The 18,908-nt window shown below is 47.6% G+C and carries 17 protein-coding genes; 5 read left to right on the top strand and 12 right to left on the bottom strand.

The genetic code is table 11. The features are described from left to right. Positions 1-74: 74 nt before the first annotated feature. Complete coding sequence (locus Q0757_RS05230) at positions 75-1,124, bottom strand: class I fructose-bisphosphate aldolase (RefSeq protein WP_298785305.1); 1,050 nt, start codon at positions 1,122-1,124, stop codon at positions 75-77. Positions 1,125-1,365: 241 nt separating this feature from the next. Between Q0757_RS05230 and Q0757_RS05225 the strand changes: the two genes are divergently transcribed. Both Q0757_RS05225 and Q0757_RS05220 read left to right on the top strand, forming a co-directional pair. After that, a complete protein-coding gene (locus Q0757_RS05225) occupies positions 1,366-2,199 on the top strand; it encodes a GGDEF domain-containing protein (RefSeq protein WP_298785304.1) in 834 nt (277 codons plus the stop codon). A 239-nt stretch (positions 2,200-2,438) separates the two neighbouring features. After that, positions 2,439-4,136, top strand: coding sequence for a methyl-accepting chemotaxis protein (locus tag Q0757_RS05220; protein WP_298785303.1), 1,698 nt, complete (start codon positions 2,439-2,441; stop codon positions 4,134-4,136). Positions 4,137-4,179: 43 nt separating this feature from the next. Here the strand turns inward: Q0757_RS05220 and Q0757_RS05215 are convergent, their stop codons facing one another. The 9 genes from Q0757_RS05215 to Q0757_RS05175 form a co-directional block, all read right to left on the bottom strand. Then, positions 4,180-5,721, bottom strand: coding sequence for an FAD-dependent oxidoreductase (locus tag Q0757_RS05215; RefSeq protein ID WP_298785302.1), 1,542 nt, complete (start codon positions 5,719-5,721; stop codon positions 4,180-4,182). Positions 5,722-5,739: 18 nt separating this feature from the next. After that, positions 5,740-6,501: a cytochrome c oxidase assembly protein gene (locus Q0757_RS05210; protein ID WP_298785301.1), complete on the bottom strand. Its 762-nt coding sequence runs from the start codon at positions 6,499-6,501 to the stop codon at positions 5,740-5,742. Between the two features lie 4 nt (positions 6,502-6,505). Continuing rightward, positions 6,506-6,997 carry a DUF2243 domain-containing protein gene (locus Q0757_RS05205; protein WP_298785300.1) on the bottom strand — a complete coding sequence of 164 codons (492 nt, stop codon included), beginning with the start codon at positions 6,995-6,997 and terminating at the stop codon, positions 6,506-6,508. Between the two features lie 16 nt (positions 6,998-7,013). Continuing rightward, positions 7,014-7,385, bottom strand: a complete 372-nt coding sequence (locus Q0757_RS05200; RefSeq protein ID WP_298785299.1) for a DUF2512 family protein — start codon at positions 7,383-7,385, stop codon at positions 7,014-7,016. Between the two features lie 220 nt (positions 7,386-7,605). Next, positions 7,606-8,130, bottom strand: coding sequence for a YfiT family bacillithiol transferase (locus tag Q0757_RS05195; RefSeq protein ID WP_298785298.1), 525 nt, complete (start codon positions 8,128-8,130; stop codon positions 7,606-7,608). A 61-nt stretch (positions 8,131-8,191) separates the two neighbouring features. Continuing rightward, positions 8,192-9,019, bottom strand: a complete 828-nt coding sequence (locus Q0757_RS05190) for a sugar phosphate isomerase/epimerase (RefSeq protein ID WP_298785297.1) — start codon at positions 9,017-9,019, stop codon at positions 8,192-8,194. A gap of 125 nt (positions 9,020-9,144) precedes the next feature. Next, a complete protein-coding gene (locus tag Q0757_RS05185) occupies positions 9,145-10,362 on the bottom strand; it encodes an ISL3 family transposase (RefSeq protein WP_298785295.1) in 1,218 nt (405 codons plus the stop codon). A 138-nt stretch (positions 10,363-10,500) separates the two neighbouring features. Next, positions 10,501-11,079: a cell wall hydrolase gene (locus Q0757_RS05180; protein ID WP_298785294.1), complete on the bottom strand. Its 579-nt coding sequence runs from the start codon at positions 11,077-11,079 to the stop codon at positions 10,501-10,503. Positions 11,080-11,296: 217 nt separating this feature from the next. Next, positions 11,297-12,520 carry a hypothetical protein gene (locus tag Q0757_RS05175; protein WP_298785293.1) on the bottom strand — a complete coding sequence of 408 codons (1,224 nt, stop codon included), beginning with the start codon at positions 12,518-12,520 and terminating at the stop codon, positions 11,297-11,299. Between the two features lie 189 nt (positions 12,521-12,709). On the opposite strand from Q0757_RS05175, the gene Q0757_RS05170 reads away from it, so the two are divergent. Beyond that, on the top strand, positions 12,710-13,435 hold the full coding sequence (locus tag Q0757_RS05170; protein WP_298785292.1) for an MBL fold metallo-hydrolase: 726 nt from the start codon (positions 12,710-12,712) through the stop codon (positions 13,433-13,435). Between the two features lie 51 nt (positions 13,436-13,486). Here the strand turns inward: Q0757_RS05170 and Q0757_RS05165 are convergent, their stop codons facing one another. After that, positions 13,487-15,064 (bottom strand): BCCT family transporter, encoded by a 1,578-nt coding sequence (locus Q0757_RS05165; protein ID WP_298785291.1) that lies wholly within the window; start codon positions 15,062-15,064, stop codon positions 13,487-13,489. A 403-nt stretch (positions 15,065-15,467) separates the two neighbouring features. Between Q0757_RS05165 and Q0757_RS05160 the strand changes: the two genes are divergently transcribed. Together Q0757_RS05160 and thpD are read left to right on the top strand one after the other, a co-directional pair. After that, positions 15,468-15,902 (top strand): universal stress protein, encoded by a 435-nt coding sequence (locus Q0757_RS05160; protein ID WP_298785290.1) that lies wholly within the window; start codon positions 15,468-15,470, stop codon positions 15,900-15,902. Positions 15,903-16,306: 404 nt separating this feature from the next. Next, complete coding sequence (thpD, locus tag Q0757_RS05155) at positions 16,307-17,242, top strand: ectoine hydroxylase (RefSeq protein ID WP_298785289.1); 936 nt, start codon at positions 16,307-16,309, stop codon at positions 17,240-17,242. Positions 17,243-17,354: 112 nt separating this feature from the next. Here thpD and Q0757_RS05150 read toward each other — a convergent pair whose 3' ends face one another. Continuing rightward, positions 17,355-18,791: a DUF2254 domain-containing protein gene (locus Q0757_RS05150; protein ID WP_298785288.1), complete on the bottom strand. Its 1,437-nt coding sequence runs from the start codon at positions 18,789-18,791 to the stop codon at positions 17,355-17,357. Between the last annotated feature and the right edge of the window lie 117 nt (positions 18,792-18,908).

Here is an 18,908-nt window from a genome sequence, read left to right as displayed (position 1 = left end):
CACAGCAGACATTATTTAAATTTTCTGAATATATTAGACAAAAAGGAGGGACCCCCCCTTTTTTCTATTTCCAACTATGCCAAAGTAATCGACTCGTCCGCGTACACGCTTTGAACAGAGCGGATAATCTCTATACCGTCATTCATCGGACGCTGGAACGCCTTGCGCCCCATAATCAGTCCCATACCACCGGCACGCTTGTTAATTACCGCTGTTTTCACAGCATCCTCTAAATCCGATTCTGCAGAACCGCCGCCGGAGTTGATTAAGCCGGCCCGCCCCATAAACGAGTTCATTACCTGATAACGGGTCAGGTCAATTGGGTGGTCACTTGTAAGCTCTGAATATACTTTATCATGCGTTTTACCGTAGCCCACAGCTGTATAGCCACCGTTGTTGGTCGGCATTTTCTGTTTCACAATATCTGCCTGCAGACTTGCTGATAGATGAATCGCCTGACTCGTTAAGTCAGAGGCAGTGTGATAATCCGTGCCGTCTTTCTTAAAGCCCGGATTACGCAGATAGGCCCAGAGAATCGTGCCAAGGCCGAGCTGATGAGCCCGTTCAAAGGCTTTCGTTACTTCCTGAATCTGCCGGTCACTCTGTTCTGAACCAAAATAAATCGTAGCCCCAACTGCTACGGCGCCCATATTGTAGGCCTGGTCAACAGAACCGAACATAATCTGGTCGTGCGTTTCCGGGTACGTTAACAGTTCATTGTGGTTAATTTTAGCAATGAAAGGGATTTTGTGCGCATAATCTCTTGCGATTGAGCCGAGTGCCCCCACTGTGGAAGCCACCGCGTTACAGTTACTTTCCATTGCAAGCTTCACGATATTTTCCGGATCGAAATACATCGGGTTCGGCGCAAACGAAGCACCTGCTGAGTGTTCAATGCCCTGGTCCACCGGCAAAATGGATAAATAGCCCGTACCGCCAAGCTGACCGTGATCAAACAAGCTCTGCAGGTTACGCAGAACTACCGGAGAACGGTCCGTCGATTTGTACACCCGGTCGACAAAATCTGGTCCCGGCACATAGAGATTTTCTTTCGGTACCGTTTTGCTTTCATGATTTAATAAGTAATCCGCATCCTGACCTAATATTTCCTTTGTTGAAGCCATTGGGATACCTCCTCACCAGTTTGGGAAATTCTTCTTACCCAATTCCCTTTTTAGGGAAGAACATAAACAAAATTTCGAAAGATTTTATGAAAAGCCTGACCCTCTGAAAAAATGTCTATATGAGTGATTTTCGCTTTAGGTATACGATTTTTTAGGATTGTGACGATATATATAACAAATACTGCTCCATAATTTAAACTATTATGAACGAGTCAGCTTTTCCGGGGGAAGGGTGTTTCTTATGAAAATAAATTATTTGTTTGTGATGTTTGCTTTATATATGTTCCTTGGTATTTTCATAGGAATCGGTTTCGCTGTGGCCATGCCTGCAGTTATCCCCCTACCTGCTTCATTTTTGCGCGTATTTTATACTGCCTCGATTACAGCCGGAATCGCGCTCGGCATCCTGAATTACTTTCTTTTCTTCAGCTTTGTCCGCAGGTGCATCCTTCACTTCCAGGCTGTATTAACGTCGGTTCGTAACGGAGATCTAAGCGCCCGCGCTTCATTTCAAAGCACCGGAATGATCGGCCGTTTAAATGCCGATTTGAACCGTACCATCGCCCACCTCGAAACAACCAAACAAATGGTTGGCCGCGACGATTTAACGAAGCTGCCCAACCGGGCTGCCCTGCAGCAATTTTTTCAGGACACCACTGGGACTGGTCATCCTTACCTTTTCTATTTTATCGATGTGGATCAATTCAAAATCATTAACGACAATTACGGACACGTCACCGGTGACCGTGTGCTTCAATTTACTGCTGACAGGATTAGCAGCGCCTGCACTCCGGAACAGCACCTTTATCGTTTAGGCGGAGATGAGTTTGTGATCATGGAACGAACCGGAACAAAAAGCGAAATAAGCAGGCAGACGACTCAAAGCCGTATAGACCAACAGCTCAGAGTTCCTTATACAGATGGAGAAAACACTTTTACGATTTCCGTCAGCATTGGAACATATGAATCCCTAAACCAGCAGGAGGACTTTATTTCCGTACTGCATAAAGCCGATCAGGCAATGTATAAAACCAAACGTCAAAAACGCAGAAATCTACGCCCATTAAGTGAATAAACACCGCAAGCCATTGCTCCGGCGAAAAATCCCCACCACTATTTCTTCAATTTTAAAGTAACAATGACCTATACTTTTCAACCTAGTTTATATCGATAAATGTCTGTAGAGTTAATTCTTTTTGATCTGCTTATTATTTCCATTCCCTGGCCCTCACCAAAAGCAGAAATAAAAAAGCAACAGGCGCATTCGTTTCCCATTGGGAAAGTATTACTACTTTATTTAGAGGAGTGTATGGTATGAAGGAATGGTTTAATTTTAAAAGTCTGCGCGCAAAGATTTTAACCGGATTTTTAGCAGTTATTGCGCTTGTAACAGCACTCGGCGTCTATAATTTTTATGCTAACAGTAAGGCAAATGCCGAAACAGAAAATATCGTTGAGGAACAGCTGCCGTTGTTGATCGCTGATGAAAAGCTTGCTTTTAATATGGCTCAGCGCGTTGCTTTATCCCGTGGATATGTTTTATTCGGGGAGGAGGAATTCAAAAGCAGCTTCATGGAATATACAGAGGAAAGCGCTGCGCTGGAAGAGAAAACTCTGGCCGATTTTGGTTCTGATGAATTAGGCGGATTAATAGAACAGAGCGTTGCATGGGAGCAGATTATTACAACAGAAGTTTTTCCAGCCTATGAAGCTGGCAATGAAGAAGAAGCTAAACAGATTTTAAATACAGAAGCCAAACCGTTAGCACGGGAAATTATGTCCGGGTTTGAAGATTTAGCTACAGAAAGAGAAGAATTGATCACGTCGGCGGGGGAAAATGTACTTGAAAGCGGCAGAAACCTGATGGCTACTGGTACTATTATTTCCGTCCTGGTTATTCTCGCCGGTATGGGCATTGCCTTTTTTATGGCACGTGCAATTTCTGCCCCGATCAGAGCGGTTATGCAGCGGATGCAGTCCATCGCAGAAGGGGATTTAAGCCAGGAGCCGATGCAGACTACGGCACGCGACGAAACCGGGAAGCTCGTACAAGCTGCCAATCAAATGAATGTTAATATGGCCCGGCTGCTTACACAAATTAAAACGATGTCCACAAACGTATCTGATCAGAGTCAGCATCTGACACACTCCGCCAACGAGGTGAAAGCAGGGTCCCAGCAGGTGGCTGTTACGATGGAGGAGCTTGCTTCCGGAGCGGAATCCCAGGCGACAAGCGCGAGCAGCATTGCCTCTTTAATGAGTGATTTTACAGAAAACGTATCTGTTGCTCATACAAAGGGCGAAGACGTCCGCAGCGCCTCCACCCACATCTTGTCCATTACGAACGAAGGCCGGGAGCTGATGGATAATTCAGTCCATCAAATGGAAAAAATCGATGCCATCGTAAAAAATGCTGCTGTAAAGGTCGAGGGACTTGATAAACAGTCCCAGGAAATTTCAAAATTAGTGTCTGTCATTAATGATATTGCCAATCAAACCAATCTGCTCGCTTTAAATGCAGCCATTGAAGCCGCCCGGGCCGGTGAACAGGGGCGCGGCTTTGCTGTGGTTGCTGATGAAGTGCGAAAGCTCGCCGAACAGGTTTCTGCTTCGATCACTGATATCACCAGTATTGTTGAAGGGATCCAGAACGAATCTTCTTCCGTCACTGCATCCCTGCAGGCAGGCTATAAGGAGGTCGAAACCGGCACTACCCAGATTCAGACTACCGGAGAAACCTTTAATACCATTAATACCGCTATTCAGGAGATGGCAGGAAACCTTCAAGCCGTTACTCAAAATCTGGCGGCCATCTCTTCGAGCAGCCAGGAAATCAATGCTTCCATCGAAGAAATAGCTTCCGTCTCCGAGGAATCGGCTGCCGGCGTCGAGCAGACTGCCGCTTCTGTCCAGCAGACGAGCAGCTCCATGGAGGAGGTTTCCGCTAATTCAGAAAATCTTAACGACCTTGCCCGCCAGCTGAACGCAGAAGTGGCTAAATTTAAGCTGTGATACGAAAAGAAGGCCCGGAGGTTTTTGCTCCCGGCCTTCTTTGTTATTCAAGATCTGTTTTACGCTTCAGCGGCTTTACTGCCGGCCCTTCAATAACCTCCCCATCGTAGGAAAATCTTGAACCATGGCACGGACAATCCCAGCTCCGTTCTGCATTGTTCCAGGACAGGTCGCAGCCCATATGCGTACAGGTGGTGTCGACAACATACAGCCTTCCTGTTTCGTCCCGGTAGGCCCCGGCCTTTCCGTCTTCAGTATTAATTAAAGCTCCTTCATCATTTTTCAGATTCTTTTCTTTATCGCCTCTGTTGGATTTTCCTTTAACCATTTCTTTTCCTACGTCCATGTTTTCGGCCGCAAAGGATTGAATGTTTTTCTTTTTCAGCTCGGACCGCGTCGGATCAAAGGCTTCCTTGTACACATTTTCATTACCGAGTACATAATCAGCGAGCATTTTCCCCGCCGCTTCACTGTTGCTGATGCCCCACTTCATAAAGCCGGTGGCGGTAAAAATCTGTTCTTCACCGGACGTCATCGGTCCCACATAGGGCATTTTATCCAGCGTAATCATATCCTGTGCCGACCAGCGGTAAGGCACTTTCTGCAGGCCGAAATGCTCTTCTCCGAAGGCGCGCAGTGCTTCGTACCGCTCGAATGTATTCATTTCATTTTTACCGGAGGTATGACCTTCCCCACCGATTAAAAGCAGATCCTCCCCATTTTCATCCTTTGCTGTGCGAAGCGACCGTGACGGGGAATCCACACTAATGTACATATGCTTCGGCATCGTCTGAACTTTTGCCCCGATAATGTAGGAACGCTCCACATGCAGCCGGCTGTAGTATTTTCCCATACCGTCATTAAAAGGGAAATGAGTTGCTACCAAAAGGTAGTCACTCGTAATCGTGCTGTCATTATTTGTGTTTACCACTACTTTACCATTGGATTTATTCACATCCGCTGCACGTGTATTTTCGTACACACGCCCGCCAAGGCGGACCACCTCTTCCAGAAGCGCCCGGTAATAATGCACCGGCTGAAACTGAGCCTGGTCACGGATAACAAGAGCCCGCTCGACAGCGTATGGAAGATCATGCTCCTTTAAAGCATCGCCGCCATTAACATTTAATAACCGGTACGCCTCTGCTTCCTGCTCCATCACTTTTTTCTGCTGCTCGCTTTTCGTGTAAATAAAAGCGTCCCGCTCTTCCCATTCACAGTCAATACTGAGCTCAGCAACCCGCTTGCGCATATCACTGATCGCCTGTTCGTTCGCTTCAAAATACTGGCTTGTTTTCTCCCGGCCGTGATTTTGAATCAGTTCATCGTATACCATCCCGTGCTGGGAGGATATTTTTGCCGTTGTATTCCCGGTGGTGCCTTCCAGTACCCTGCCCGCTTCGAGCAGCACCACCTTCGTTCCGGCCTTCGCTAAATAATAAGCCGCTGTGATGCCAGCGGCCCCAGCCCCTGTAATAGTAACTTCAGCTGTATCTTCTCCGCTGTGCGTAGGCATGTGTGTCGGTTTACTTTCCTTAAGCCATAAAGAATTAGGATACAAAGGGACGCGCTTATCGTTAGTCATTGCAGTTCCTCCTTATTGTTATTCAGCCACCGGCGTTTTTTCCTGTCTTGGACGGGCCGCTTTATACCAGTGCCAGCAAACAATCACTATGATGGCAACATCCACCGCATCTCCTCCGTAGTACATCAGCATTGAGCCGGCCTGGGCAGCTTCCTGCCCGACTCCGGGCGGCGGTGAGGCATACAAATATTTGGACAAAATGCCGTGTCCTGCAAGTGCCGTTACAAGCACTCCGGACCGAAACAGGAAAGAATACCGGTGCGGCGCCGGATCTATATAAATAATAGAAGCTGTAAACACGTATCCTGCTAAGAAAATATGAATATGAACAGCGATGTAAACGAGAGCGGATTCGTGCATCCACGCGTACAACCCGGTTGTATACAAAAGCCATAAGCCGCCGATGTTTAACACTGCGGCCGTAACCGGATGGGACACTATGGCTATGAAACGGCTCCGCAGTAGTTTAGCCACTTGTTTTGCTGTCGCTACAGGCAGAGCACGAAGAGCAAGCGTCATCGGAGCAGCAAGCACCAGACAAAGCGGAGCCAGCATACCAAGCAGCAAATGTCCGGTCATATGAATGACAAATGAATCATGAGCCATCCGGGGAAGCGGGCCAAGCACCGAAACGACTGCCGCCGCTGTACCGACAGTAAACAGCCCAACGCGGTATACCGGCCACCCGGTATCACGAAAAGCCGCAGCAAGATACAGGAGACAGATAAGGATAAAAGGGGCTGCAAGCACTCCTTCTGCAATATAATGTGAAGTAGTCATCAGCTTATACCGCCGCTCTCTGTTTTTTTACCTGCGAAGTCTGCCTCCATATGACTATTCCAGCAATAAGCATTATAAACGCAATGATATTCCAGACGAGATCATATGGCAGAATGTCCACCCCGTATCTTATTTGGTGGATCCCCATCCACTTATGATGAACGATTCCGTCATACAGCTGAAAAAAACCAACTCCGGTCAACATTCCGCCGCTCCACCGGCGCAGCCAAAAGCTTTGCCGACGCCGGAGATCAGCAACCATAAACAGGGCCGCTACTGTAGCAAACCAGCTGAACGCATGAAAAAAACCATCTGAAACGATTCCGACAGTCGTAGTCGACAGGTCATAAAAATGATGCCAATTGAGCAGCTGGTGAAATACTACTTCATCTATAAAAGCGATGAGGCCGAGGCCGAAAAGGAAGCCGGATAACACGTTTCTTCCTGCGTAATTCGCCTGATTCCTCCGAAGCATCGCTTCGTTTTTTTCTGACATGACTAGGCCTCCTCAGTTACATATCCGTTTTGACACGATTGCTTGAAAAAAGCACGTGCGTGCCCAGGTAAAAATGAAACATATATTCTCCTGCCCCCATCAGCACAGCGGCTGCCGCTGCTGCAAGCAGTACCGGGCCTGAAAAGGAAAGCACGGCGCCTGCGATTAAAACAATCACAAACACCAGGCCGGCATCCACAGCTGCTGCAACCAGGCTTTTCACCCGTGGGAGCAGTACAAGGTCACCGAGTGGATAACTGATGGCACCGATAATAATAGTGAGAATCAGCACACTCCAAACTGAGACACCGTTTGCGATGCTTAGTACCAAAAACAACAAAACAGCTGTCATTAAGGCTTTTCCTGTTAATGCTTTAACATGCTTCATATGCCCCCTCCTTTTAAAAAATGGTTTATAAAACACAAAAAGCCAGGGAAAGACGTATCTCTTTTCCTGGCTTACCGCAAGGCTTAATCCTGCGATTGCTGCCTTTGTTTATTCAGTTAATAATTGGCTATCCTTCTATTTCCTTTAAATGCATTTTCATAAACGCTCTTTTGGTCACTGTGGCGAGCGCAGTGACCACCAGCAAAAAGCTCGGGTGCAGCTAGCTCCACCCCATTCTCTCTTTCAGAAACGTGATATGAGCTAAATGATGCCTGCTGTGCCAGGCGTAAAGACTGACGGCCTCCCCAAGGGTGGAACGGCCTGATTCAGGGTGACGGAACGTGCGGAGCCAGTCGTCTTCCTGTAATCCATTTAGTAAGAACGACCAGCGCTGATGAAGGCTTTCAAGCAGCTTAAGAGAAGCTTCTATTTCTTCACTGCTGTCCACCAGTTCAGCCCACGCCGTCTGATCATACGGTTTAATTTCAGGGTCTTCTTCCGTTAATGCCTGTTTAAAGCGTATATAACCATGCAAATGACTGTCGGGCACGTGGTGCACAACCTGACGGATACTCCATCCGCCTTCCCGGTAAGGAGTATTGAGCTGCTGCTTTGTTAAATGCTCTACCTCTTCCCTGTAAAGCGATGGGGCGTTTGATAATGTGGCACTCCATTCCTTTCGTTGTTCAGCGCTTATCGTTTCAGGCCATTCGAATGTCCCGATGGGGAAACGGTACTTATCCATACTTTCACCTCATTTTCAGCTTTTCATTTGTTATTCATACGAAAAAAGACCCGCCGTTTATTTATGACCGGAAAAGATATTGAAGCTTGACCAGCGACTTTTCGGCATACTCATTAATATAATCTATTCTGGACTTTTCTCTTTCCGAAGGAAATACATTCAACGCAGGGGCCAGGCATTCTACCGTAATCGTTCTGTCGTATCCTGTTTCTTTAATAGCTTCAGCAATCGTTTCCCAGGACAGTCTCCCGTATCCCAGGCCCTGCCGGTTAGTATCCGCTGCGTGGATATGGCTGAGGGCTGGGCCAAGATGATGAAATGGGGCCTCCATGCTGCTTTCCTCAATGTTCATATGAAATGTATCGAGCATCGTCGTCACAAATGGATGCCCAACTTCTTCCACTAGCACAAGCGCCTGCCATCCGGTATTAATTATACAGCTTTCATAACGATTTAATGGCTCAATTACCAGAGCAACGTTTCTTTCTTCTGCGTAGGGAGCTATTTCCTGAAGTGATAAAACTGCTGCTTTCCATTCTTCTTTGCCGTTTCCTTCCGGCTCTGCTTTGCCCGGTGCGCATGGGGAAAGTACCATATATTCTGCCCCGGCCTGGTATGCACGGCTGATCTGTTCTTTAAAATAATTTACAGCTGTTTTTCGCATCGAAGGGTCATTCTGCGATAAATCTGTTTCCTTCCGCGGCCAGCCTGCATCCGCGCAGAGTCCACGGATGCGGAGTCCAAGGGTTTCCGCCAGTTCGATTAATTCCTTCCAGTTATAATCTTTTGCATGAATCTCAATTTCATCGTATCCGATGGAAGCTGCGTTGCGCATCGTCTGTTCAATCGGCTGGTCTCCAAAGATCCAGCTGCATATCGAAAATTTCATCTCCCTCTCCCCCTTCACTGTTATGCTGCCCTTCTACTATATTCCTTGCCCAGTTATCGTGTAAGCATGATTTTTATCAAATATAAAATAAGGTTCTATGTCTAATGTTGGGGTAACCCCATCCGTTATCCGGCGAGCGACCATTTATATTGATGATGCAGTAACACTTTGGCCCGCAGGCGGTCATACCGCTGGAACCCGAAGGCGTTCCGTTTGATCACCTTGGTCTGGTTGTTCAGTCCTTCCACGGTGCCATTGTGGTAGTCGAACGTAAAACTGTTCAGGATTTCGGTCTGCCAGCGCCGGACGGTGGCGGCAGCCTGGGCCATGTCCGGGCACCCGCTCGCTTCCACCTGCCGGTAGAAGGCGTACAGATCGTCCCGGATCGCGCCGGCCTGGCCGGTCGTCATTCGGCGCTTGCTCCGCTCAAACCAGGCGCGGAAGGCTTCTTTGAGCTCATAGGCCGTCCGGAGCTCTTCCGACCCGGCCAGGTACTGGTCCCGGATCTTCACCTGCTGGGCGGTGAGGTCTTCGGCTTTTTTGGTAAACACGTGCTTCAGCCGTTTGCACCGTTTTCGGTGATACGACGAGAGGGTGTGCTGCACGCGGCGCCGGACCCGTTCGAGGGCCCAGTACACGTGCCGGTGCACGTGAAACCGGTCCGCCACGATGATCGGGCGGTTCAGGGCCCGCCGGGCCGCCTGATGAAAAGGCGCACTCATGTCCATGACGACCACCTCCACCTGGCCGCCTTTCTGCTGCAGGTACTGCTTCAACGTCTCTTTCTTCCGGTCCGGCAGAATATCGACGGGGCGCCCGGTGGCCCCGTCCGCCACCAGCAGCTGGTACTTGCCGGCATTGGTGTCGCCTTTGTACTCGTCGACGGCAATCACCCGTGGCAGCTGCTCCACGTGCGGGAGCGTCCGGGAAGCCAGCTCGTCAAACCGGCGCAGCGCCGTCGTGACTGACGTGGAAAACTGGCGGGCCGTATCGGTGAAATTCTTGCCGGTAACCAGGCGGAGACCGAGGGCCTGGTTCCATTCCCGGCTGTGCCGCTGGTACCGATCCACTAACGGGTTGGCTTCGGCAAAGCGTTTCCCGCAGGGACACACGTACCGCCGCCGGCGGTAATGAAGCACCGTGGGCCGTTCAAACCAGGCTGTATGCTGCACCCGCTGCCACCGGTAATCATGGACCCGCCGGGTCCATACGCCACAGGCCGGGCACCGGGACCGTTTCCGGGGCACCACGACCTGAAGGTGCACCACGCCTTCCCGTTCGTCGGTATGGAGGACCCTTACCCCTTGGAGGCCGGGGATCGTTATGTTATGATTCATATGCACGCAACTCCTATCCTGCTTGGTTTTTGTCGACGCAAGTATAACGGATATCGGAGTCTGCGTGTTTTTTTGTGTCTGTACCCCAACAAATATTATAGAGCCTAAAATAAAAGACCAGCGGCTCGTCACCGCTGGTCCTTCTTAAACTCCTTCTGAGAAAACGTGGCCGCCGATTTCATAATCAACGGTCTTTGTTTCCCAGAGCCAGTTGTCTTTCGGCACGTCTTCACTCCAGAAGAATAATGAATCGCCTACCGGCTCTGATCCGTCCAGAGCCTCTTCTGTCGCTTCTTCTGCGCGTTCAGAAGGAGATTCTTCTATACTTCCGTTAGCCACTACCTGGAATTGATTTTCTTCGTATATGACACTTTCGACATCGTCTGGAAAGGTTTCAGATTCAATGCGGTTCAAAATGACACTTGCCACGGCCACCATGCCTTCAAAGGATTCATCTTTGGCTTCTGCATGAACAGCCCGTTCAAGCAGCTCTTCATTTTCCACCTCAGGCACTTCACTCGAGGCGACTCTTTCTTCCTCTGATTCCTGTTCAGGTGCTTCTGCTTCCTCTTGTGCCTCTTCTTCTGCAGCTAGTTGCTTTTCTTCTGCTTCCTGCTCGGCTGTCTGGCTTCGCTCGTGCACATTGTAGACTAAAAAGCCTAATACAGCAGCAAAAACAGCTATCGCTCCCATTACAGTGTAAATAGAATACTGCCTGGACATTGTAATCACCCTTTATCAGTGAGGCAAGATTATTGTTCCTATGATGGCGGTAAATGACAGGTTTTCACCATTCTACCACTTTGCTTTCAGGAATAATAATTTCCACTGGCGGCGTATCCGGCTGTTTTTTGCTCTAATACGCTGAGAACAGATATAGGCACAGAAATGGGCATTGTAATTCCACTATAAGGGCACACACACCATAATGCATTTTCCTTTAGGAGGAGGATGCCTGCCGTTTTTTTGATTTCGCACGTTCATTGCGAATGCGCTGACGATAGCCATAGGTCGCTTTGAGCACCGTTTCTTCACTTTCAAGCCCTGCACCCAGAGCCCCGCCAAGCGTAGCGACCGTGCAGGCAAGCCAGGATATTTTCAGGTACGTCGCAAACGTCACAGTCCCCTGTAGATTTAATGCCAGCTGTGAGGTGGGGATAAACAGCAGAGAAACAACTAAAAACATTACGAATAAAATAATATAATAATGAATAATAGCAATCCCGATTGTAGCGGTCGTAGCTTTATTATAAGAGCGCACCAAAAATTTGGACTCAGCATTTGATTCTTTTTCCCACAAGCCATGGGCAACGATAAACCATACAGTCATAGCCACCATGGCCGTAAACATAACAGCAAGAAAGCGCCAGAATCCATACGTGTCACTCAGCATCCAGAAGCTTGGAAAGATCAGTCCGTAAGCACCGGTAGCAAAAGCTAAAGCAATTACACGCTTAAATGCCGGAAAAATCGTCCAGGGCCGGTTTGCGAGCACCATGCCCGAAAGCAGCCTCGTACGTCCTCTCATATTCAGGTTAGCATAGAAACGGACGTGCTGGCTTTCTTCTTCATTAGAGTATACCGTCCGTTTAATCGGAGAAAAGCGCTCATACAAACGGCTCCCCATCAACTCCCTTGATCCTCTTCCCCGGACCTGATAGGAATGTTCGTCCTCGTGATCTTCGAGCTGCTCCTGGTTTTCTGTGATACGTTCATTCTGCCGTTCCCGATCTTCTTCCAGGCTTCCATGATGCATTTCGTTTACAAGCTGCATCATTGCCTCACGGACGCGCTTTCTCATTGGCATGGCTCCCAGGGAAGGCAGGGAAATGAGGCCGATTTCCCGATCTGCACTGGCGTCAGCTATCACCAGTTTTTTCCCGTCTACAATTGGGAGATCCGTAAAACAGATGGCATAATCCCATTCATGCTTTTGTTTATGTTTCTGTGCTTCCTCAATCACCGGTTCTGATTTTTCTATCACTCCGGCAAAAGGATCAAGAACCACTTCCACTTCCCAGTTTCTCCGGTCATCTACATAGTTTTTGAGCAAATCAGGCAGCTCTTCTGCCATCTCATCGCAAATATCCTTTGGCAGCTCCGGAGCAGATATCAATCCGAGTGTATAGCTCTCCGGTGAATGTTTGTTTTTCTTCGAAGCCATCGGTGTTCCTCCTTTCTCTAAAGTGTCTTAAAAATAAGCCCAACGATAAGGTATCATACTTTGATCCTTTTCCATACACGTACATTTTTCTATTAGGCACATGTTATAGATAAAAGAAAATGAGGAATGATTCCTTTAGGTTCATTATTAATACAAGGAGGTGAATCGAAGCTAAGTGCTTCGGCCGCTATGAAGCTGACAGAAACTATGCACGTACTCGAGCTTTCTGTGCCCCGGGGAACAGACACAATGGTACTAAACTTAACTCTCATGAATGACGGAGGAAGTCTGATTCTCTTTGACACAGGTATGCCCGGGTACGAAGAAGAAATATACGAATTGATACGAAAGGAAAATTTGAACCCCGATCATCTTGATACTGTCATTCTGACCCATCAGGACATTGACCACATTGGGAGCCTCCCGGAAATTCTTCACGACTATCCCGACTTACGTGTTCTCGTGCATTCTGCTGACAAACCTTATGTAGATGGCGAAGAACCATTGATTAAATTAAGCAGCAATGCCAAAGCAAACCTAATTGACACTCTTCCAGAAGAAAAGCGGGACAGGGTTGGCTATATGCTCGATAAAACTGAACCCTCGCTTATTAATGAAACCATGGAAGAAGGAAATGAACCTGTGGAAGGGCTGACTGCAGTGCATACGCCCGGTCACGCTCCCGGCCATATCAGCCTGTATCACGAAAACAGCCGGACGCTTATTGCGGGCGACGCTTTGACTGCTCAAGACGGCAAACTTTTCGGGCCCCGCGCAGAAGTCACGCCAGACATGGAACAAGCCCGCCGTTCTCTGGAAAAGCTGCTCGATTTCGATATGACTACTGCGGTTTGTTACCACGGCGGCGTAGTACACGGAGACATTAATCAAAAAATCCGGGAAATCTTATCCTAAACGAAAAAAGCACCCCCGCTAACTGCGGAGGTGCTTTCGTCTGTATTTTGATTAAGAGTTTTCGATATCCTCCCGTATCCGCTGCCGACGCTCTTCCTCCTCCCGGAGTCTCGTTTCCTTGTAATCCTTCCGTACGGATTTCAGTAAGGAAATAGCGGAGATGAACAGGACGATAGAGAATGGCAGGGCCCCGATAAGAGAGACCGTCTGCAGTCCATTGAGACCGGCGCTGATAATCAGTACAGTAGCCAAACCAGCAATCAATGCGCCCCAGATTACTTTCAGGAGCATGGATGGGTTCGTGTCCCCGTTAGAGGTCATCATGCCAAGTACAAACGTTGCAGAGTCTGCGGACGTTACCAGGAATGTAAACAGCAGACAGATCGACAGTATTGAAAGCAGCGTGCCAAGCGGTATGTTATCCAGCATGGCAAACATGGCCCGTGTCGTATCCTCCGCGACTATTCCTGCTATATCTGTGCCGTGGAATAAATCCAGATTGATTGCGGTACCGCCGAAAATGCCAATCCAGATCATACCGATAAACGGCGGCGCCACCATAACACCAAGGACGAATTCCCGAAGCGTCCGTCCTTTGGAGATACGGGCTACGAACATACCCACAAACGGGGACCAGGCGATCGTCCAGGCCCAGTAATAAATCGGCCAATCCTGCACCCAGGTACCGTCTGTATAGTTTTCCATACGAAGACTTGCCTGGAAGAAGTTTTGAACATAGTCGCCAAGGCCCATTGTGATAGTTTCGAGAATAAAACCGGTAGGTCCGATAAACAATACCGCCACCATTAAAAACAAAGCCAGGCCAAGGTTTACGTTACTCAAATATTTTATTCCACGATCCAGACCAGAGATGGTGGAAATCATAAAGGCTACAAACATGACAGCTACAATAGTAAACTGGGTGGTGGAACTCGCGGGGATATTAAATACGCTGTTAAGTCCCCCGCTGATCTGCAGAACACTCAGGCCAAGTGTAGTAGCCACCCCCATCACTGTAGCAATCACAGCGATAATATCCACACCGTTACGGAAGCCTTTGCGCAGCGGGCGGGAGCCGTCCCCAATTACACCGTTCATCGTGTCACTGATAAGACTCCGCTCTTCCTGCCGGTATAAAAAGTAGGAAATCGCAAGTCCCACAAATGTAAATGATGCCCACTGGTGAATACCGTTGTTAAAAAAGGCGTTCCACATTGCTTCTCTTGCCGCTTCCGGCGTTCCCGGGTCTACATTCGTCCATGGCGGAGGAGTCTGGAAGTGGGTCATTGGCTCTGCCACACCCCAGAATACGATACTTACACCAAATCCACAGCTGAAAAGCATCGCGATCCAGGTGAAAAAAGGATATTTTGGCCGGACATCATCCCCTCCGAGCCTCACACGTCCGTACTTACTAAACGCCATATAAAAGTTAAATAAGATCAAAAACAGCACAAACAGTAAATAGAACCAGCCGAACGTATCAGCGATAAAGCCGTATGTAAATTCGGCCTGGGACTGCAGTGCCTGTGGTGCTATTGCACCCCATAATGCAAATACAAAAATGATGATAAAAGAAATGAAAAAGATACTGTTGAGAAATTTAAATTTCTTCCCTTTTTCACTCATGATGCCTTCCCCCTCTCTTTGCTTGCAGAAACGAATTAACGAAACTTTAACATATAAGGCCTTCCAATAACAGCTAGTTTCAAAAAACTCTTTAAAATAGTATTAGGATTAAAGAACTAATGCGCAAAGGCCTATGCTTTGGTTTACCCGAATTATCTTACAAATAATACACAAATTCACTTATCTGAAGAATTTTTCAATTAATTTTATTTATTTTCATGACCATTTCACTAATTATTCATTTATTGGCGTCGTAAATGTCAAAAATATCATGTACAATGAATATAGAATATAGTTCATCCAAGAACTGCATAAAACAATCTGTATTTGTCCTATTCCTCTTTCCAGCGTTAGGTTTCAGGCAGGTTACCCCTGCTAATTCACTATATTAGGAGGATGTTCTATGCACACAATGAACGTGGTATTAGTCGCTGTCGACGGGTCCGAACAGGCTGAATATGCTTTTGAGACCGCTCTGCCTATTGCTAAAGCCCAGGAAGCACAGCTTGTAATTGCGAGGGTGATTAATAAAAATGCCTATCAGCCGATGAGCAGCTACGCTCCTTCTATTATTGAAAAAGTACAGGAAGATGCCAATGAACTGTTGGCAAAGTATAAAAAGCAGGCAGAGGAAGCGGGCATTACAGATGTAACCGTAGAACTTGTGTATGGGTCTCCCAAAACGAAAATCATCCGTGAGCTCGTGCCGAAATACCATGTAGATTTAATAATTACCGGTGCGACCGGCTTAAATGCCGTAGAAAAAATATTTATGGGCAGTGTATCGGAGCATATTGCAAAAACGGCTCCATGCAGTGTCATGGTGGTTCGTTCTTAAAAGTTAAAAACCTTAAAGGGCAGCCGGCAAAATTTGCCGCTGCTTTTTTTTTGAAAATTTATGTTTATTCCTTTAATGAGCGGGAATTATTTAAGTATTCCCACTTATTTGTGGGAGAATAAAATATATGCATGGTGGAAATGTTTGGACAATAGCGCCTAAAACATAAGCCAGAAAAGACCTGTCTCTTTTCTGGCTTTTTTGCGTGCAAAAGCCAATTCATTCCTCTCCCGGGCTTATTGTTCTTGTGTTTTCGCTGTGCATTATTTCACCTTTTGTTCTACATGCAACCAGGCGTGCAGCCGGTGCACAAAAAGAATCCTTTTTCTACACCCACTGTAAAGCGGGCTCCTACAGCCCATACTCATTCTTTTATTTTAAAAAATTTTTAGGAGGACTCGAAAATGGCAATTGATAAGTATCCATCCAGACAAGGCGACCATAAGGAAATCATGGACCGGAAGGACCCTGTTGTTCATGGTGGCTCCGATTTTGACGGGCCGCTGCAGAAAGAAGAGCTGGACTTTTACGACGAGAACGGCTACCTCATGCTCCAGAAGCTGTTTACCGATGAGGAAGTCGAGATAATGAAAAAGGAACTACGCGAAACGATGGAGCGCAACGAACAGCGCGACGCGCCCGACGTGATCAAGGAGCCGAACAGCAACGAAGTCCGCTCCGTGTTCGAAATCCACAAGGACAGCGGGTTCTTTGAGATGCTCGCCAAAAACGAACGCATTGTCAAAGCCGCCGAGCAGATCCTCGGCAGCCAGGTGTACATGATGCAGTCCCGGATAAACTTTAAGCCAGGCTTTAAAGGTAAGGAGTTCTACTGGCATTCGGATTTTGAAACCTGGCACATGGAGGACGGCATGCCGGACATGCGTGCGCTCAGCTGCTCGATCATCCTGACGGACAACTACGAGTTCAACGGCCCGCTCATGCTGATCCCCGGCTCGCAGAAATGGTACGTGTCCTGCCCGGGCATCACGCCGGAGGACAACTTCAAGCAGTCGCTGAAAAAGCAGGAGACCGGCGTGCCGGACAACGAAAGCATGGAATGGCTCACGGAGCAGGCCGGCGGCCAGATTGACCGCGCGACCGGCCCGGCGGGCTCGGTGCTCTTCTTTGACTGCAACACGATGCACGGCTCGGCCGGCAACATTTCGCCGTATCCGCGCAGCAACGTCTTCTTCGTGTTCAACTCGGTGGAAAACAAGCTCGTGGATCCGTTCAGCGGCCAGGAGCCGCGGCCGGAATTTCTGGCCAACCGCCAGGACACTTCCGCTATTGAGCCAAAATCAGAATCCCTTACTGAAGGCACAAAATCTTTTAGATAATCTTTAACCCTCACCGGGCCGCATTTGTGGTCCGGTTTTTTATGTTTCTTTGGAACTTTTATAGTACATAAAAAACCGATCCATTCATTTTTTCTGATGGATCGGTTTCATTTTATCCCTGCTCTTGTTTTTTGCGATCTACCAATTTCTTTTCCAGTAAATTCTTTTCTACAAAATCATCAAGCATTTCGTAAAATTTCCCTTTATCGTTCACTAAGCCTGAAAGCTGCTCCAAGTGGTTCATAAAGGTGACCTGGTCATAATCCTGCGGAAGCTTTCCGGCATAATTACGGGCAATGCTTTTACCATAATGCCAGCAGCAGTTTTTATCCTTCGTTTCCAGCGCTTTTGACAAAATAACCAATGCTTCAAGAAGCGTCAAGGTTACGCCGGGTTTTTCCTCTGCATAGGAGGCAATGTAGGTAAATGCGGAATAGACGTAATAAGAAAACTGTTCATCCTTCATAATCAGCCGAAGCGTGTCGTTATCATCGGTTAAATATGAAGTAAAGCGGGTTACCTTGGAAATGGAAAACACAAGGTCCGTTAACTGATAGATAGCATCCTGGGCTGTCATGGGTTCATCGTTTCCAAGCGCTTTGATCGCAATTTCGGTTAATTTCCGGATCCCAAATTCGATGTCCTGCACTTCCGTTTTACTTTTCCCAAGATACATAAAGTTACGGTACTTTTTTTCATTCACCGGCAAGTCCGGCTCTTCAGTTGTCTTCCAATAAGAAAAAATAGGAATACCTTCAAGCACAAAGTCGCCAATTCGGCGATCCAGCCTTACTACAATACCGTCCTTGGCTGCTTCTTTCACGATTTTGCCAAAATCAATCACCTGAATAAAACCGGTCGTTTCACTTGCGACAACATTAGGCTCTCCTTCTGTTTCCGGCTCGCGCACCTCGCTTTTATCTTTGGCGCGGTGTGCTTCGAGATCATAAAGAAGCGTATTGAGAATGCGCTGCTGCGATTCCTCTTTCATGTTCGTCGTAATACTTGGCACCTGCATCCATTTAGTTGCATGATTGATAAACAAAATAAAGTTTACCACTGAAACGGCTGTTGCTAACACGCCGAGTACGGGAAATACCGTGTACTGCTCCATCGAGGAATTCAAAAAGAAAAACCCGATCAGCAGGAAAAAGAAACACAGGTTAAAGACGCCGATGGAATGCTGGGTTCTGCGGTCTGAGATAAAATTAAACAGGACCCGGGGGGTAAACTGCCCCGAAAAGCTCGTCAAAACGACGAGAATTGAGTTAAACGTAAAAGCGTTTAACGTGAGTACACCTGAGAGCAGTGTACTGTACATTGTCTGGGTTAAAGAATAACCTGTTGATAAGATCGGAGCCATGGCAAATGCAGGCTCGAGCCCGAATTCCACGTAGTATGCCCCAAATGCTAAAAGCACGGCCAGGATAATATAAATGGCTGGCAGCACCCAAAGACTCGAACGGAGTTCGTACCACCGCTGTCTCGAGGACATGCTTTTAATCTGCCTTAATTTTTTAGGCATCAGCTGCTGTAAATAATATTTCAATTCGTTCACCTTTTCTATTGCTTTAATCTGCTGGCAGCATCGCCCGCTTTAAGGTTGTCCCCATACATGAAGCCTTCCTCCGCAAGAGCGGAAAGAGGGCTCTGAAGCAGGTATGCT

Source organism: uncultured Marinococcus sp., assembly GCF_947493875.1.
Taxonomy (GTDB): domain Bacteria; phylum Bacillota; class Bacilli; order Bacillales; family Marinococcaceae; genus Marinococcus.
Note: the sequence above shows the minus strand (reverse complement) of the source record. Positions and strands in the feature narration are given on the sequence as shown.

What these genes read in the sequence shown, in the direction of transcription:
- Q0757_RS05230 (WP_298785305.1), bottom strand. Translation starts at nt 1,124, where the DNA reads ATGGCTTCAACAAAGGAAATATTAGGTCAGGATGCGGATTACTTATTA.
- Q0757_RS05225 (WP_298785304.1), top strand. Translation starts at nt 1,366, where the DNA reads ATGAAAATAAATTATTTGTTTGTGATGTTTGCTTTATATATGTTCCTT.
- Q0757_RS05220 (WP_298785303.1), top strand. Translation starts at nt 2,439, where the DNA reads ATGAAGGAATGGTTTAATTTTAAAAGTCTGCGCGCAAAGATTTTAACC.
- Q0757_RS05215 (WP_298785302.1), bottom strand. Translation starts at nt 5,721, where the DNA reads ATGACTAACGATAAGCGCGTCCCTTTGTATCCTAATTCTTTATGGCTT.
- Q0757_RS05210 (WP_298785301.1), bottom strand. Translation starts at nt 6,501, where the DNA reads ATGACTACTTCACATTATATTGCAGAAGGAGTGCTTGCAGCCCCTTTT.
- Q0757_RS05205 (WP_298785300.1), bottom strand. Translation starts at nt 6,997, where the DNA reads ATGTCAGAAAAAAACGAAGCGATGCTTCGGAGGAATCAGGCGAATTAC.
- Q0757_RS05200 (WP_298785299.1), bottom strand. Translation starts at nt 7,385, where the DNA reads ATGAAGCATGTTAAAGCATTAACAGGAAAAGCCTTAATGACAGCTGTT.
- Q0757_RS05195 (WP_298785298.1), bottom strand. Translation starts at nt 8,130, where the DNA reads ATGGATAAGTACCGTTTCCCCATCGGGACATTCGAATGGCCTGAAACG.
- Q0757_RS05190 (WP_298785297.1), bottom strand. Translation starts at nt 9,019, where the DNA reads ATGAAATTTTCGATATGCAGCTGGATCTTTGGAGACCAGCCGATTGAA.
- Q0757_RS05180 (WP_298785294.1), bottom strand. Translation starts at nt 11,079, where the DNA reads ATGTCCAGGCAGTATTCTATTTACACTGTAATGGGAGCGATAGCTGTT.
- Q0757_RS05175 (WP_298785293.1), bottom strand. Translation starts at nt 12,520, where the DNA reads ATGGCTTCGAAGAAAAACAAACATTCACCGGAGAGCTATACACTCGGA.
- Q0757_RS05170 (WP_298785292.1), top strand. Translation starts at nt 12,710, where the DNA reads ATGAAGCTGACAGAAACTATGCACGTACTCGAGCTTTCTGTGCCCCGG.
- Q0757_RS05165 (WP_298785291.1), bottom strand. Translation starts at nt 15,064, where the DNA reads ATGAGTGAAAAAGGGAAGAAATTTAAATTTCTCAACAGTATCTTTTTC.
- Q0757_RS05160 (WP_298785290.1), top strand. Translation starts at nt 15,468, where the DNA reads ATGCACACAATGAACGTGGTATTAGTCGCTGTCGACGGGTCCGAACAG.
- thpD (WP_298785289.1), top strand. Translation starts at nt 16,307, where the DNA reads ATGGCAATTGATAAGTATCCATCCAGACAAGGCGACCATAAGGAAATC.